Genomic DNA, 14,446 nt, shown 5'->3' with positions numbered 1-14,446 from the left:
TCAGGCTCGTGAGACGGAGTGTGGATGAGCATCTGGAGGCTGTGCTCGGGCGGGTAACGCCTCTGCCCGCGTTCGACCAGCCGCTGATGGACGCGGTCGGTTTGGTGCTGTGTGAGGACATCGTCTCGGGGGTGAGTCTGCCCGGGTTCGACAACTCGGCCATGGACGGGTACGCCGTCCAGGCCGGTGACCTGGCCGGCGCCTCTGACGAGAACCCGATCGCCCTGCCGGTCGTCGGGGAGTTCCGGGCCGGCCGGAGCGAGCCGATCGTGGTGACCCCCGGCACCTGCGTGCGGATCATGACCGGCGCACCGATGCCACGGGGCGCCGACAGCGTCGTACCGGTCGAGTGGACCGACGGCGGGACGGTCAACGTGCGCATCACCCAGCAGCCGCCGGTCGGTGGTTCGGTGCGGCATGCAGGCGAGGACGTGACCGCTGGGGTGCAGGTGCTGGACCGCGACACGATCCTGGGGGCGCGGCAGATCGCCGTACTTGCTGCTGTCGGCCGTGCGCGGGTGAAGGCCCGTCCGCGACCGCGGGTCGTCGTGATCTCGACCGGTGCTGAGCTGCGCGAACCGGGGAGCCGGCTGGGCGACGGGCAGATCTACGACTCGAACAGCTACACCATGGCCGCGTGTGCTCGGGACGCCGGAGCTGTGGTCTACCGAGTCGGCATCGTCGACGACGACCCCAAACGGATCATGGACACGCTCTCCGACCAGTTGGTGCGTGCAGACCTGGTCATCACCACAGGTGGCGTCAGCATGGGTGCGTACGACGTGGTGAAGGAGGAGCTGTCCAAGCTGGGCACTGTCGACTTCCCGCAGGTCGCGATGCAGCCGGGGAAGCCGCAGGGGTTCGGTGTGATCGGTGAGGACGAGGTGCCGATCTTCACGCTGCCGGGCAACCCGGTGTCGGCGTACGTGTCGTTCGAGGTGTTCGTACGGCCCGCACTGCGCAAGATGATGGGGCAGATGCCGTACCGGCGCGCACTGGTCCCGGGCATCACGCTGGACGGGTTCAGCTCACCCCCGGGACGGCGGCAGTTCGTCCGCGCCACGGCCACCTCCGGCGACGAGGGCTGGATGGCCAGTACAGTCGGCGGGCACGGCTCGCACCTGCTCGGCGGGTTGAGCCGCGCGAACGCACTGATCGTGGTGCCCGAGGACGTGACCGCAGTCCGGGCCGGCGATCAAGTTGAGCTGATGTTGTTAGAGGAGACCGGATGACCGAACCGCCTGCCGGGCTGACCCATGTCGACGAGACCGGGGCCGCGCGGATGGTCGACGTGTCGGCCAAGGACGCGTCCGTCCGGCGGGCCGTTGCCAGCGGCAAGGTTCTGGTGTCGGCCGAGGTGGTGGCCGCGCTGCGCGGTGACGGCGTACCGAAGGGTGATGCGCTCGGCGTCGCGCGGATCGCCGGGATCATGGGCGCGAAGCGGACGCCGGACCTGGTGCCGCTGTGCCATCCGATCGCGATCACCGGCGCCAAGGTCGACCTCGAGGTGGCGGACGACGCTGTACTCATCCGGGCGCAGGTGAAGACGACCGACCGCACCGGTGTCGAGATGGAGGCGCTGACTGCTGTCGCAGTTGCCGGGCTCGCTGTCATCGACATGGTGAAGGCGCTGGACCCGGCAGCTGTGTTGTCCGACGTGCGGGTGGAGTTGAAAGAAGGCGGCAAGACCGGGCACTGGGAGCGGCCGTGAGAGCCCTCGTCGTCAGCGTCTCGAACCGCGCGGCCGCGGGCGTCTACACCGACACCACTGGTCCGTTGATCGCTGCGGCCTTGGAGTCGTGGGGCTTCGAGGTGTCCGGGCCGCAGGTCGTTCCGGACGGCGCTCCGCTCGGTGCGGCGTTGGAGGCTGCCGTCGAGGCGTCGTACGACGTGGTTCTGACGACCGGCGGCACTGGGCTGTCGCCGACCGACGAGACACCGGAGTACACAGCGGGCCTGATCGAGAAGCCCGCGCCAGGTATTGCCGAAGCTATCCGGGCCTACGGAATCGCCAAGGGTGTAGCGACCGCCGCCCTGTCCCGCGGGGTCGCTGGTGTCGTGGGAAGCACCCTCGTCGTGAACCTGCCTGGCTCACGTGGTGGCGTCAAGGACGGGCTCGCCGTACTGGAACCGTTGCTGCGGCACGCGGTCGACCAGTTGCACGGCGGGGACCACGTGCGGACGGACACCGACTGATGGCAATCGTGCACTGGCCTGTCGAGCTGCAGCACGGACAGGTCGGACTGCGGCCCTTACGCGCAGGCGACGGCGGAGAGTGGGCTGCTGCACGCCAGCGGAACGTCAGCTGGCTACGGCCCTGGGACGCCACCCAGCCGCCCGGTGCCGAGGACGGCGCGCGCACCTTCCGCGCCATGGCACGTGACTGGAACCGGCAGGCGCGGTACGGACGCATGCTCCCGTTCGTCATCACGTACGGCGGTGCCGCGGGCGTCGGGGCGCGGTCGAAGTGGCCCCTGGTCGGACAGCTCACGGTGTCGGGCATCACGTACGGATCGGCGCGCTGGGCCAACCTCGGCTACTGGGTCGACGAGCAGTACGCCGGTCGCGGCATCGTCCCCACAGCTGTTGCCATGGCCGCCGACCACTGCTGGTTCACCCTCGGCCTGCACCGGATCGAAGTCGCGATCCGCCCGGAGAACAAGGCAAGTCTGCGCGTGGTGGAGAAGCTCGGCTTCCGGTACGAAGGCGAGCGGCCGCGGTTCCTGCACATCGACGGCGACTGGCGCGACCACCGCATCTTCGCCCTCAACCTCGAAGAGGTCGGGCCCGGTCTCGTAGCGCGATTGCAATGACTACCCTGCGTGCTATTCACATCAGTCACACGAGTCTTCTTGCGACACACCGTCCCACGTACGTCATCTGGCCCCCGCCGCCCCTTAGCGTCGTCGCATGGGGACGACAGGGCTGATCTATGTGGCGATCGTCGCCGCGTGGGCCGCCTACCTCGTCCCGATGTGGCTGAAGCGGGGCGACGAGGCGCGGCGGCAACCAGTCGTGCCGTCATCCGCCGAAGCGCGGGTACTTTCCCGCGACCCGTCGCGACCCCGGTACGTCGTTCGCCCGGCCGGCGCGACCGCCGCCGACGACCCGTCGCCGCCCAAGCGGTACGTTCCGAACCGAGCCCGCCGGGTGGCCGCAATGCGCCGTCGGCGGGTGCTGTCGATCCTGACCCTTTCCCTGCTGTCGGTCGTCGCGCTCGCCGGTCTCGCCATGGTGCCGTGGTGGTCCGTCGCGATCCCCGGCGCGGCGATCCTCGGCTTCGTCGTACTCACCCGGGTGCAGCTGCGGCGGCAGGCGCGGACACGTGCGCGTCTCGCGGCCGAGCGACGTACGCGCGTTCAGGCCCAGCACGACCGCGGCCCGGCCGGCAAACCCGCGCCGTCACCCGACGAGGAGATGACGATCGAGGTCAAGCTCCCCGACACGCCTGCACCCGCCAAGCCCGCCGAAAAGCCTGCTGCCGAAGGCCTCTGGGACCCGGTGCCGGTGACGCTGCCGACGTACGTCCTCAAGGAGAAGGCGCCCGACCGGACGGTCCGTACGATCTCCCTCACCGACGACGAAGTCTTCTCCAGTGCCCGTACCACGGACCCCGCCGAGAAGCCGGACGTCGCCGAAACCGTCGCCCCGCAAACCGTCGAAGAACCCGAGGTGAAGCGGGCCGTCGGCGACTGAAACCCGCTGGACAACCTCGGTTTCATCCGGCGACCATAGCCGTGTTAGAGTTTCGCGGTCGCCAGGGAAACCAAGGCGACCAGCTCGGGGCTGTGGCGCAGTTGGTAGCGCGCTTCGTTCGCAACGAAGAGGCCAGGGGTTCGAATCCCCTCAGCTCCACGAGCGCGATGGGCGAGTCGTGCCGACGGAAAGCGTCGGCCGGGTCGCCCTCGTCATTTGTGCGGCTTCGCTTCGCTCGCCGCGGAGCGGGGGCTCCGCCACCCGCACCCCCTTTTGCCTTCGCTGCGCTCGGCTCCTGGGTTGGGTTTGCTGGGCACTCACCTGTTGGGTCGGGTTGCCGGTTGCTCACCTGTTGGGTCGGGTTTGTGGGTTGCTCACCTGTTGGGGCTGGGTTACTTGGCGCCGTTTAGGGCCAGGGTCAGGATTGTGTCTACCTGGGACTTCGTTACTGGTCTTGTGTGTAGGAGTAGGCGGTAGTAGAGGGGGGCGTAGAGGAGCTCTACCAGGTCTGCCAGGTCTATGTCTTGGCGGAGTTCGCCTGCTGCTTGGGCTTTGGTCAGGCGTTCTGTGCAGAGGGCTACTCGGGGGTTGATGATGTTCTCTACTACTGCTTTGGCTATGTCTTGGTCGCTTTGGGCGGCGGCTATCAGGCCCTTGCTGTAGGCGGCGAACATGGGGCTGGCGAAGGCTTCGGCTACCTGGGTCATCTGGGTGCGGAGATCGGCTTCGAGGTTGCCGGTGTCGGGGAAGTCGAGGGTGCTGCGGCCGCGTTCCTCGATTGCTTCCAGGAGGATGGCCGCCTTCGAGGGCCACCAGCGGTAGATGGTCTGTTTGCCTACGCCGGCTCGTTTGGCGATGCCCTCCATGGTGAGGCCGGCGTAGAGCTGCTCACCGCACAGCTCTAGCGCTGCGTCCAGGATTGCCTGGCGGGCGCGTTCGCTTCGCCGGTCGGGGTTCGGCGCCGAACGGGGCGCGGGTGTTGAGGGTGTCGCCATACGTCCGGAGTTTACACGAGACGAGACGTTGTGTCTTGACAGTGGCCTCTGGCGAGACTTACCGTCTCGTGGTGAGACGAGACGTCTCGTCAAACTTCGAGAGGGGATCTGCCGTGTCCGAAGTCGTGATTCGCAGGTATGCGGGGTTGTTCGGGGTCATCGCGAGCGCATTGATCGTCGTCCAGGTGCCGCTGTACTTCGTGTACTCCGGCGCCCCGCCGGACTGGAACATCCTGACCCGCAGCCTGATCGGGATCGTGGGCTGCGTGTTCTACATCCTGTTCTTCACCGGCCTGCGCCAATTGATCCATCAGGTCGACGTCGCGTCGGACTGGATCGCCGGCGTGATCCAGACGGCTGGTCTGCTCTGGGTGGCGATGGTGTTCGTGCCGCAGTCGATGGAGGCCGGCGCCGCGATCGTCACCGACCACGACATCGACACCACGAAGGAGGGCCCGTTCGCGGGAGCGCAGTACCTGATGCAGGGGCTGATCTCGCGGCTGCTGATGGGGCTGTTCCTGATCGCGCTCGGGATCGTCGTCTACCGGTTGCGGCTGCTGCCGAAGTGGGTCGGCTGGTCGGCGTTCGTGCTCGCGGCGATCAACCTCGCCTTCGTCCCGGCGCTGTACTTCGGCGACGACCCGGCGAACTTCTACAGCGCGCAGGGCTGGGGTACGACGGCCAGCATGGGCGCACTGTGGAGCTGGTGGACCCTTGCCGTGAGCATCAGCATCCTCCGCAGTTCCCGCCGTACTGCGGTTGTCGCGCAGCCAAGGCAAGCCCCGGTCCCGGCCGCGGCCGGCTGACACCAAAAGGTGCCTGAGGCAAGGACCTGCCTCAGGCACCTCTCGTCAGAGCGAAGCGCTGGCCGTGCGGAGATCCGCGAGCGCGGCCAGCACGTGGGGCGCCAGGCCGTCGTCGTCGTGGTCGAGTTCCATCCACGTCGCATAGCCGCGTTTGAAGGCGAGGACGCCGAGTTCGGCGGCGAGGTGGGCGAGCGGGTCCGGTACGTCGCGCGCTAGCAGCGCATCGGTCATGGCCTGGGCGAGGCTGACGCTCTTCAGCGCGTCGCGCTCCTGGAGTTCGGTGCTGGCGGCGATCGCTGCCTTCAGGCGCGGGCCGAGCTCGCGGTTCATCGGGCCCATCGCGTTCGAGGCGCGCTCGAGCCCGGCTGCAGTCGCATCGAGCGGGCTTGCGTCCTCCGGGGCCTCGGCGATGCCCTCGATCAGCAGGCGGCAGAGGGTTTCCTGGCCGGCCACCAGGAGTTCGCGTTTGTCGGGGAAGTGGCGGAAGAAGGTGCTCTTGGTGACGCCGGCCTTCTCGGCGATCTGGGCGACCGTGGTCGCGTCGTAGCCCTGGTCGGCGAAGAGGTCCACTGCGGCCAGGACCAGTCGTTCGCGCGCGCCGGGTTGCCATCGGGCCATGGGTCGATTGTAGGTGATGGGACCTTTGTCTCGTCAGTGCTACTGTGATGGGACAAAGGTCCCATCACGCTGAGGAGCGTCTGATGCAGGTATTCATCACGGGTGGAAGCGGGCTGATCGGCTCGGCTGTTGTTCGCGAACTGCTCGACAACGGGCATGGCGTGCTCGCGCTCGCGCGGTCCGACGCCGGCGCCTCGGCACTGGCGGAGGCCGGTGCGGCGGTCGTTCGCGGAGGTCTTGCCGATCTGGACGTGCTCCGAGCCGGTGCCGCTGAGTCCGGCGGTGTCATTCACCTTGCCTTTAGCAACGACTTCAGCAGTCCGGAGGCGTTGGCGGCGGGGGTTGCGGAGGAGGCGGCTGCGCTCGGGGTGCTGGGAGAGGCGTTGGTCGGGAGTGGCCGTCCGCTGGTGACGGTGTCGGGTACGCCGTGGGTGGCGGGGCGGCCGTCCACGGAGGAGGATCCGCTGCCCCTTGACGGGCCGGTCGGCGGGCGCGGGCGGTCTGTGATGGGCGTGCTGGGGCTGGCGGAGCGTGGGGTGCGGAGTGCCGCCGTACGGATGCCTCGGACTGTCCACAACCAGGGGACCGGTGGGTTCGCCGGCTTGTTGACCGAGATCGCTCGGCGGACTGGTGTGTCCGGTTATCCCGGTGATGGCACGCAGCGGTGGCCGGCTGTGCATGCGCTTGATGCAGCCGTGCTGTTCCGCTTGGTGCTGGAGAACGCGCCGGCCGGGACGGCGTGGCACGCGGTGGACGACGAGGGCGACGCCGTACGCGACATCGCCGCGGTGATCGGCCGGCGCCTCGGCCTGCCGGTCGAGTCTGTGCCGGAGGAGACGTACGGTCCTCTCGGTCCGATCTTCGCGACCGACCAGCCTTCGTCCAGCGCGCACACCCGGGATGCGCTCGGCTGGAAGCCTGAGCACCCGAATCTGCTGGCGGATTTGGAGAACCTTCAGGCCTGAGTTGTCTCAGGTTGAGAATCGCGTCAGCTAATCTTGACTCGTTCCAGAAAACGGGGAAGACTCTGCGTCGTGCCGACGGTGGATGAGCTCCAGGGGTTGTTGCGTGGGGCTTCGTTGCGGGTGACTCGGCCGCGGGTGGCAGTGCTGGCCGCGGTGTACGAGCATCCGCATGCGGACACGGACTCGATTATCGGTGCCGTGCGCAACGAATTGCCCCAGGCGTCGCACCAGGCCGTGTACGACTCGCTGCACACGTTGACGGCGGCGGGCCTGGTGCGGCGGATCCAGCCGTTGGGGTCGGTGGCGCGGTACGAGTCGCGCGTGGGAGACAACCATCACCACGCGGTCTGCCGCTCGTGCGGAGCCATCACCGACGTCGACTGTGCGGTCGGGCACGCGCCCTGTCTGACCGCGTCCGAGGACAACGGGTTCGTCATCGACGAGGCCGAGGTCATCTATTGGGGGCTGTGCGCCGACTGCTCACGCCGTACCTGACCTGTCTTTGAATTAGATCCAGCCATCCGAAAAGTCCAGTCCTGGAAGGAATCTGATGTCCGAGATCCATGAGCCGCTGCCCGGTGAAGGCAGCGAGGAGAGCCGCGGCGAAGAGGACGCGCAGGCGTCCGGCGGTTGCCCCGTCGCCCACGGTCAGGGTGCGCACCCGACCAGCGGGAACGCGAACCGCGGCTGGTGGCCGAACCAGCTGAACCTGAAGATCCTGGCCAAGAACCCCGCGGTGGCGAACCCGCTCGGCGAGGAGTTCGACTACGCGGCCGCGTTCCAGAGCCTCGACCTGGCCGCGGTGAAGGCCGACATCGCCGAGGTGCTGACCACCTCGCAGGACTGGTGGCCGGCCGACTTCGGGAACTACGGCCCGCTGATGATCCGGATGGCCTGGCACAGCGCCGGCACCTACCGGATCAGCGACGGCCGCGGCGGCGCCGGTGCTGGTCAGCAGCGGTTCGCCCCGCTGAACAGCTGGCCGGACAACGCCAACCTGGACAAGGCGCGCCGGCTGCTCTGGCCGGTGAAGAAGAAGTACGGCCAGAAGATCTCCTGGGCCGACCTGCTGATCCTGACCGGCAACGTCGCGCTGGAGACGATGGGCTTCAAGACCTTCGGGTACGCCGGTGGCCGCGCGGACGTGTGGGAGCCGGAGGACGACGTCTACTGGGGCCCGGAGACCACGTGGCTCGGCGACGAGCGCTACACCGGCGACCGTGAGTTGGAGAAGCCGCTCGGTGCGGTCCAGATGGGTCTCATCTACGTGAACCCGGAAGGCCCGAACGGCAACCCGGACCCGATCGCCTCGGCCCGCGACATCCGCGAGACCTTCGGCCGGATGGCGATGAACGACGAGGAGACCGTCGCGCTGATCGCCGGCGGCCACACCTTCGGCAAGACGCACGGTGCGGCCGACCCGGAGCAGTACGTCGGCGCCGAGCCGGAGGGCGCGCCGATGGACCACCAGGGTCTCGGCTGGCGCAACACGTACAACACCGGCGCCGGCCCGGACGCGATCACCAGCGGTCTGGAGGTCACCTGGACCACCACGCCGGCCAAGTGGGGCAACGACTTCTTCAACATCCTGTTCGGCTACGAGTGGGAGCTGACGAAGAGCCCGGCCGGCGCGAACCAGTGGGTGGCCAAGGACGCCGAGGAGATCATCCCGAACGCGTTCGACGCCTCGAAGAAGCAGAAGCCGACGATGCTGACGACGGACCTGGCGCTGCGCTTCGACCCGATCTACGAGCCGATCTCGCGCCGGTTCAAGGACAACCCGGACGAGTTCGCGGACGCGTTCGCGCGGGCCTGGTTCAAGCTGACCCACCGCGACATGGGTCCGATCGTCCGGTACCTCGGCCCGGAGGTTCCGAGCGAGGTGCTGATCTGGCAGGACCCGCTGCCGGCCGTCGACCACGAGTTGGTCAACGACGCCGATGTGACCGCACTGAAGGCGGCCATCGCGGCGTCCGGCCTGTCCGTGTCGCAGCTCGTCTCGGCCGCGTGGGCGTCGGCGTCGACGTTCCGTGGCAGTGACAAGCGCGGTGGCGCCAACGGGGCGCGGATCCGCCTGCAGCCGCAGGCCGGCTGGGAGGTCAACAACCCCGACGAGCTGGCGCAGGTACTGCGGACGCTCGAGGGCATCCAGCAGTCGTTCGGCAAGCCGGTCTCGCTGGCCGACGTGATCGTCCTCGCCGGCGGTGTCGGTGTGGAGGTCGCTGCGAAGAACGCCGGGTACGACGTCGTCGTACCGTTCACGCCGGGCCGGACCGACGCGTCGGCCGAGCAGACCGACGCGGACTCGTTCGCCGCGCTCGAGCCGGTCGCGGACGGGTTCCGCAACTACTACGGCAAGGGCAACCGGCTCCCGGCGGAGTACCTGCTGCTCGACCGTGCGAACCTCCTCACGCTGAGTGCGCCGGAGCTGACCGTCCTGGTCGGCGGGCTGCGCGTCCTCGGCGCGAACTACGACGGCTCGAAGTACGGCGTACTGACCGACAACCCGGGCACGCTCACGAACGACTTCTTCGTGAACCTGCTCGACCTCGGCACCGAATGGCACGCCGCCGACGACAGCCAGGAGACGTTCGAAGGCACCGTCGACGGCAAGGTCAAGTGGACCGGCACCCGCGCCGACCTCGTCTTCGGCTCGAACTCCGAACTCCGCGCCGTCGCCGAGGTCTACGCCTCCGACGACTCCCAGCAGAAGTTCGTCACCGACTTCGTCGCCGCCTGGCACAAAGTCATGGAACTCGACCGCTTCGACCTGCGCTGAGCATCCTGAAACTGAAGCGCTGCAACTGAAAGCCGGCTCCTCCCACCAGGGGGAGCCGGCTTTTCAGTTACCGCAGGACCGCGGCGCGACCGACGGGGTGCTCGAACCGCCGTCCGGGTCGACAAGGACCGGGCGCAGGTCGGTGACCTGGAGCGGGATCGAGCGGCTGAAGTCGAGTGGGATGTCGCCCTGCATGCCGCCGCCGGTCCAGTGAACATTCCAGTACGCAGTGGCCGTGACGGTGAAGGCACCGCCCTTCTCGCAGCGAGACGTCTTGGCGTATCTGTAGCCGCAGGTCGGCGAGGAAGGCATGTCCTTGAGCGACTTGCCGTCCGCCATCGCCTTGGTGAACGGCGTCCCTGGGCCCTTGCAGGTAACGGTCTGGCCGCCACCCATCGCCCACTCGATCCGCTCAACCGTCCCGACCGCCTCGATCGCAACACCCCCGATCGCGGCCCGCTTGGTCTGCGGTCCGGTCGTGGCCGCGCCGGGATCGGTAACCCACATCCAGATCGGCACATTCACGATCCCGACATGCCCACCGCTCTGCACGTACGGCGAAACCCCCAACTGCGGCGCAACAAAGCTCATCGTCTTCACAACCCGCCGGGCCGCTTCCCGCGGATCAATCGTCCGCGTCTCCCCCGGCCGCCGGATCACAGACTCGAACTTCTCGATACCTTCGGGCTTACCGTCCACGACATCGAGAATCACCCAACAGTCGTAGAACTTCGTACCCGGTGGGTACAGGCGGGGATCGTTCGGATTGAACAGTGAGCGCGGCGCGTCTATCGGAGTCAGATAACACCCCGACGCGGCATCGAAGAACCCATCCGCAGTCCGGCAAGGCACAACCTGCTCCTTGAACACACACGCAGATCCGCCCGGCTTCTTGCTCCCGGGCTTGTTCGAAACAGCAGTGGTCGGCGGGTGCCCGCCATCCTGCACCTGCAGGCGGCACTTGCCCGTGACCTGGTCCCGGTCACAGTCGGGGCCGCTTGCATGTCGAGCCGGTGATGCGGGAAGCAAATGAGGTGCGAGCGGAACTCCGGCGAGCAGAGCGACTGCCGCGATCATCGGCGTCAGCACGACGCCCCCTGATTCTTGCCCTTCGTCACCTTCCAGGTGCCGCCGATGAGTTGTAGATCGCGGTTGTCGAGCCACCGAGTCGGCGTTCCCGGCTCGCGGACGCTCTTGCCAGTGGAATCGACTGCCTGAGTTTTCGAGGTGTCGTAGCACGCCTGGACGGAAGCTGTCGTCACGTGGGCGGGGGTCGGACCGGTCTTCACCGCCTTGGCCCAGACGATCTCCACGGTTCCGATCGTCTTGATCTTCTCGCCCCGGTATGTCTCAGCCTGGTTCTGTGATACGGCGAGCTCGACCCCGGACGTGATCGTGGGCAGATCCTTCACCATCGTGCCGCCGCTTGCGGTCATCGCATTGATCACGGCGATGTACCGACGATAGGCGGCGACTGCCGCGTCGCCGGCGACCTTGGACTCGTCGGCCGGAGAGGTAGCGGTGGGGGCAGGGGACGTCAGGCTGGGGTCGGGGTGGCCGGCTTCGGGGGAGCCTTGGCAGGCGGTCAGCGCGGTGAGGGCGCAGAGGACTGCGGTGGTGGGTCCGAGGGCCGGTCGGCGGGGCATACAGGCTCCGTTCTTGGGGCTGATTGAGTACAGGGTTGCATACGGAGGGTGTTCGAGTGGCGGGTTATCCACAGGGGTTGCAGGTTGTTGCAAGTGGTTTGAGCGGCTGTGGAGAAGTCGAAGGGAGGAGGGTGGGGCGTCGTAGAGTCGGGGGGTGGCTACTGATGGTTCTGGGGTTCGGTCGGTGGAGGATGTGCGGCGGGACGTTGCGGGGGTGCTGTCGCGGTTTCGGCGTGGGCGGGCGATGGCGTTCAGCTTCGGGGACGGTGGGGTGCCGGAGGCGGTGCTGCTGACGTACGACGAGTTCGAGGACCTTGGCGGGGAGTCGAAGTTCGAGCGTCGTGCTGGTGTGGTGGCGACGGAGACCGTGGCGGCGGAGCTGGTGTCGATGTTGGGCGCCATTCGGGGCGGGGCGTTCGCGCCGGTGGTGTTTGGTGACGGTGGTGAGGCGGAGGCCGTCATCATGTCGACCTCGCAGTACCGTCAGCTTCGCGGCGATGACGAACCCCCGGCCGGGACGATCGACGATCCGACTCGCCGCGTGTACGCCTCGGAGCCGTTGCCGACCAGCCGCGCCATGACCCTTGACGAGATCGCCGAGTTGATGGGTCCGGAGGCGGTGAGAGATCTTGAAGATCTCCGCCGTGCCGACGATGAGATCCCGTGAGCCGTGCGCCGCGGTATGAGGTCATCGTCAGCGACAAGTTCGCTGAGGACCTGAGACGACTGGCGGCCGACGCACGTGCTGATCCGAGCAGGGTCTTTCTTCGGCAGCAGGTGCTTGCGCAGATGAAGCAGCTGGCCGATGGGACGGCCGACGGGCGTCATGTGCTCGGATATGAGTCCGGCAAAGGGGATCTGCGGGACTGTGTGACGGCTTATCTGCAGTCGGATCCGCAGGCGAAGGCGGACTATCGGCTGGTGTTTCGGGAGATGCCGGCTGCGGAGGTTGGCGGGCTTCCTCGGCGGGAGTTGCTGGCTGTGAAGCCGCGGCGGGGCGCCGGCAACGTGTACGAGCACACCTGCGCGCGGCTGAGCCGCAATCTGCACGATCGACAGCCGGGGCTGAATGCGTTCGGTGATCGGATGCCGAGCCTCAAGCAGAACCAGGCACAGCGCCAGGCCGAGCTGGATGCTCATCGCGCCATCGCCCACGCGTTCCCGGGACAGGTGCCCCTGACAACATCGCGTCCGTTGGCGGCAGTCCAGTTCGGTGTCCGCCGATCGCCCCCCACGCCGCGCCCCGGCCCCGGCCTCGATCGCTGACCACGACTCGGCGAGGGGGATCGGGGGATTGCTTGTCCGGGGTTGGGGTGTCTGACAGGCTGGGTTGGTTTGGTCTTCGGGTGAAGGGGTCTGCCATGCGGTTTCTTGATGGGCGAGAGTCGGTGGGGGACCTCACGTTCAGTGATGTGTTTCTGGTGCCTAATCGGTCGCGGGTCGGGTCGCGGTTGGATGTTGATCTGGCGACCAATGACGGGACCGGGGCTTCGATTCCGGTGGTTGCTGCGAATATGACGGCGGTGTCGGGGCGGCGGATGGCGGAGACGATTGCGAGGTGTGGTGGGCTCGCGGTGATTCCGCAGGACATTCCGGTGGATGTCGTCGCCGAGGTGGTCGGTTGGGTGAAGGGGCGCGACCCGGTGCACGACACCGCGTTGACGTTGCCGCCGACGGGGACCGTGGGTGAGGCGTTGAACCTGTTGCCGAAGCGGAATCACGGTGCGGTCGTGGTGGTCGATCACGGGCGGCCGGTCGGGGTTGTGACCGAGGCGGACTGTGCGGGCGCGGACCGGTTCACGCAGCTGGAAGGGATCATGTCCCGGGAGTTGCTGACGTTGCCGCAGGGGATCGATCCGGAGGCGGCGTTCAACCAGTTGCACGACGGCCGGCATCGGCTCGCGCCGGTGGTGGACGCGAACGACCAGATCGTCGGCATCCTGACACGGCAGCGTGCGCTGCGTGCCACGTTGTACGAGCCGGCGCTGGATGCCGACGGCAAGCTGCGCATCGCCGCCGCGATCGGGATCAACGGGGACGCCGAGCAGAAGGCGAAGGCGTTGCTCGACGTCGGCATCGACGTACTCGTGATCGACACCGCGCACGGGCATCAGGAGCGGATGCTCGAGGTCGTCGAGCGGGTTCGCGCGCTCGGGCCGACGATTCCGATCGTGGCCGGCAACGTGGTCACCGCCGAGGGGGTCACGGATCTCGTCAGTGCGGGCGCCGACATCGTGAAGGTCGGCGTCGGGCCGGGCGCGATGTGTACGACGCGGATGCAGACCGCCGTCGGGCGTCCGCAGTTCTCCGCCGTCCTCGAGTGTGCGACGCGGGCGCGTGAGCTCGGCAAACACGTGTGGGCCGACGGCGGCGTACGGTATCCGCGCGATGTCGCGCTCGCGCTGGCGGCCGGGGCGTCGAGCGTGATGATCGGCTCATGGTTCGCCGGTACGTACGAGTCACCCGGCGACCCGCACCGCGACAGCCAGGGCCGGATCTACAAGGAGAGCTTCGGGATGGCGTCCGCGCGGGCGGTGCGGTCCCGGACGGCCGAGGACTCGCCGTTCCAGCGGGCCCGCAAGAGCATCTTCGAGGAGGGCATCTCGACCGCCCGGATGTACCTCGACCCGGAGCGCCCGAGTGTGGAGGACGTGCTGGACTCGATCGTCTCCGGCATTCGCAGTTCCTGCACGTACGTCGGTGCCGCGAACCTCGCCGAGTTCCACGAGCGGGCCGTCGTCGGCCTGCAGACCGCCGCCGGATACGCCGAGGGCAAGCCGCTCGACACCAGCTGGCAGCTGTAATCGTATACATCCGATCTCACCCCGGGGGTGAGATTGAGGGCACAACAAGATCATGCGGCGGGCGATGGTCACCGTCGGCGTTCGGTGGCACCGTGTAGTCAGCGGGGGGAGGAAGGGACGCCGGAACAACCGTCGGG

General features: G+C 67.8%; 16 protein-coding genes and 1 tRNA gene. 13 read left to right on the top strand and 4 right to left on the bottom strand.

All coding sequences use genetic code 11. The annotated features are described in order from the left end of the window. Positions 1-8 precede the first annotated feature (8 nt). From glp to ABT313_RS24950, 6 genes are all read left to right on the top strand, one after another. Positions 9-1,232 carry a molybdotransferase-like divisome protein Glp gene (gene glp / locus ABT313_RS24975; RefSeq protein WP_350858421.1) on the top strand — a complete coding sequence of 408 codons (1,224 nt, stop codon included), beginning with the start codon at positions 9-11 and terminating at the stop codon, positions 1,230-1,232. Beyond that, positions 1,229-1,711, top strand: a complete 483-nt coding sequence (moaC, locus tag ABT313_RS24970) for a cyclic pyranopterin monophosphate synthase MoaC (protein WP_350858419.1) — start codon at positions 1,229-1,231, stop codon at positions 1,709-1,711. The genes glp and moaC overlap by 4 nt, the downstream gene beginning before the upstream one ends. Next, positions 1,708-2,196 (top strand): MogA/MoaB family molybdenum cofactor biosynthesis protein, encoded by a 489-nt coding sequence (locus ABT313_RS24965; protein WP_350858416.1) that lies wholly within the window; start codon positions 1,708-1,710, stop codon positions 2,194-2,196. Before moaC ends, ABT313_RS24965 begins: the two co-directional genes overlap by 4 nt. Then, positions 2,196-2,813: a GNAT family N-acetyltransferase gene (locus tag ABT313_RS24960; protein ID WP_350858413.1), complete on the top strand. Its 618-nt coding sequence runs from the start codon at positions 2,196-2,198 to the stop codon at positions 2,811-2,813. The genes ABT313_RS24965 and ABT313_RS24960 overlap by 1 nt, the downstream gene beginning before the upstream one ends. A 97-nt stretch (positions 2,814-2,910) precedes the next feature. After that, positions 2,911-3,696, top strand: a complete 786-nt coding sequence (gene sepX, locus ABT313_RS24955; protein ID WP_350858411.1) for a divisome protein SepX/GlpR — start codon at positions 2,911-2,913, stop codon at positions 3,694-3,696. Between the two features lie 86 nt (positions 3,697-3,782). Then, a tRNA-Ala gene (locus ABT313_RS24950) sits at positions 3,783-3,855 on the top strand. A gap of 233 nt (positions 3,856-4,088) precedes the next feature. Here ABT313_RS24950 and ABT313_RS24945 read toward each other — a convergent pair. After that, entirely contained in the window at positions 4,089-4,691 is a 603-nt protein-coding gene (locus ABT313_RS24945) for a TetR/AcrR family transcriptional regulator (RefSeq protein WP_350858408.1), read from the bottom strand. A 113-nt stretch (positions 4,692-4,804) separates the two neighbouring features. On the opposite strand from ABT313_RS24945, the gene ABT313_RS24940 reads away from it, so the two are divergent. Next, positions 4,805-5,497, top strand: coding sequence for a hypothetical protein (locus ABT313_RS24940; protein WP_350858405.1), 693 nt, complete (start codon positions 4,805-4,807; stop codon positions 5,495-5,497). Positions 5,498-5,542: 45 nt separating this feature from the next. On the opposite strand, the gene ABT313_RS24935 is transcribed toward ABT313_RS24940, so the two are convergent. Then, the gene (locus ABT313_RS24935) at positions 5,543-6,115 is read right to left on the bottom strand and encodes a TetR/AcrR family transcriptional regulator (RefSeq protein ID WP_350858403.1); all 573 of its coding nucleotides are present in this window, start codon (positions 6,113-6,115) and stop codon (positions 5,543-5,545) included. Between the two features lie 83 nt (positions 6,116-6,198). Here ABT313_RS24935 and ABT313_RS24930 point away from each other — a divergent pair, with 83 nt between their 5' ends. The 3 genes from ABT313_RS24930 to katG all read left to right on the top strand — a co-directional run bounded on the left by ABT313_RS24930 (position 6,199) and on the right by katG (position 9,859). Continuing rightward, positions 6,199-7,080: an SDR family oxidoreductase gene (locus ABT313_RS24930; RefSeq protein ID WP_350858401.1), complete on the top strand. Its 882-nt coding sequence runs from the start codon at positions 6,199-6,201 to the stop codon at positions 7,078-7,080. Between the two features lie 69 nt (positions 7,081-7,149). Next, positions 7,150-7,575: a Fur family transcriptional regulator gene (locus ABT313_RS24925; protein WP_350858398.1), complete on the top strand. Its 426-nt coding sequence runs from the start codon at positions 7,150-7,152 to the stop codon at positions 7,573-7,575. A 55-nt stretch (positions 7,576-7,630) separates the two neighbouring features. After that, positions 7,631-9,859: a catalase/peroxidase HPI gene (gene katG, locus ABT313_RS24920; protein WP_350858395.1), complete on the top strand. Its 2,229-nt coding sequence runs from the start codon at positions 7,631-7,633 to the stop codon at positions 9,857-9,859. A gap of 63 nt (positions 9,860-9,922) precedes the next feature. Here the strand turns inward: katG and ABT313_RS24915 are convergent, their stop codons facing one another. Together ABT313_RS24915 and ABT313_RS24910 are read right to left on the bottom strand one after the other, a co-directional pair. After that, complete coding sequence (locus tag ABT313_RS24915; protein ID WP_350858392.1) at positions 9,923-10,573, bottom strand: hypothetical protein; 651 nt, start codon at positions 10,571-10,573, stop codon at positions 9,923-9,925. 368 nt (positions 10,574-10,941) lie between these two features. Further along, complete coding sequence (locus ABT313_RS24910) at positions 10,942-11,505, bottom strand: hypothetical protein (protein WP_350858387.1); 564 nt, start codon at positions 11,503-11,505, stop codon at positions 10,942-10,944. A 271-nt stretch (positions 11,506-11,776) separates the two neighbouring features. Here ABT313_RS24910 and ABT313_RS24905 point away from each other — a divergent pair, with 271 nt between their 5' ends. The 3 genes from ABT313_RS24905 (at position 11,777) to ABT313_RS24895 (ending at position 14,309) form a co-directional block, all read left to right on the top strand. Further along, complete coding sequence (locus ABT313_RS24905; protein ID WP_350858384.1) at positions 11,777-12,172, top strand: hypothetical protein; 396 nt, start codon at positions 11,777-11,779, stop codon at positions 12,170-12,172. Positions 12,173-12,294: 122 nt separating this feature from the next. Continuing rightward, entirely contained in the window at positions 12,295-12,771 is a 477-nt protein-coding gene (locus tag ABT313_RS24900; RefSeq protein ID WP_350858382.1) for a hypothetical protein, read from the top strand. Between the two features lie 95 nt (positions 12,772-12,866). Beyond that, positions 12,867-14,309, top strand: a complete 1,443-nt coding sequence (locus ABT313_RS24895; RefSeq protein ID WP_350858379.1) for a GuaB1 family IMP dehydrogenase-related protein — start codon at positions 12,867-12,869, stop codon at positions 14,307-14,309. The last annotated feature ends 137 nt before the right edge of the window (positions 14,310-14,446 follow it).

The sequence above is a fragment of the Kribbella sp. NPDC000426 genome (assembly GCF_040300265.1).
In the GTDB taxonomy this organism is placed as follows: domain Bacteria; phylum Actinomycetota; class Actinomycetes; order Propionibacteriales; family Kribbellaceae; genus Kribbella.
Note: the sequence above shows the minus strand (reverse complement) of the source record. Positions and strands in the feature narration are given on the sequence as shown.

What these genes read in the sequence shown, in the direction of transcription:
- moaC (WP_350858419.1), top strand. Translation starts at nt 1,229, where the DNA reads ATGACCGAACCGCCTGCCGGGCTGACCCATGTCGACGAGACCGGGGCC.
- ABT313_RS24960 (WP_350858413.1), top strand. Translation starts at nt 2,196, where the DNA reads ATGGCAATCGTGCACTGGCCTGTCGAGCTGCAGCACGGACAGGTCGGA.
- sepX (WP_350858411.1), top strand. Translation starts at nt 2,911, where the DNA reads ATGGGGACGACAGGGCTGATCTATGTGGCGATCGTCGCCGCGTGGGCC.
- ABT313_RS24945 (WP_350858408.1), bottom strand. Translation starts at nt 4,691, where the DNA reads ATGGCGACACCCTCAACACCCGCGCCCCGTTCGGCGCCGAACCCCGAC.
- ABT313_RS24935 (WP_350858403.1), bottom strand. Translation starts at nt 6,115, where the DNA reads ATGGCCCGATGGCAACCCGGCGCGCGCGAACGACTGGTCCTGGCCGCA.
- ABT313_RS24930 (WP_350858401.1), top strand. Translation starts at nt 6,199, where the DNA reads ATGCAGGTATTCATCACGGGTGGAAGCGGGCTGATCGGCTCGGCTGTT.
- katG (WP_350858395.1), top strand. Translation starts at nt 7,631, where the DNA reads ATGTCCGAGATCCATGAGCCGCTGCCCGGTGAAGGCAGCGAGGAGAGC.
- ABT313_RS24910 (WP_350858387.1), bottom strand. Translation starts at nt 11,505, where the DNA reads ATGCCCCGCCGACCGGCCCTCGGACCCACCACCGCAGTCCTCTGCGCC.
- ABT313_RS24900 (WP_350858382.1), top strand. Translation starts at nt 12,295, where the DNA reads ATGAAGCAGCTGGCCGATGGGACGGCCGACGGGCGTCATGTGCTCGGA.
- ABT313_RS24895 (WP_350858379.1), top strand. Translation starts at nt 12,867, where the DNA reads ATGCGGTTTCTTGATGGGCGAGAGTCGGTGGGGGACCTCACGTTCAGT.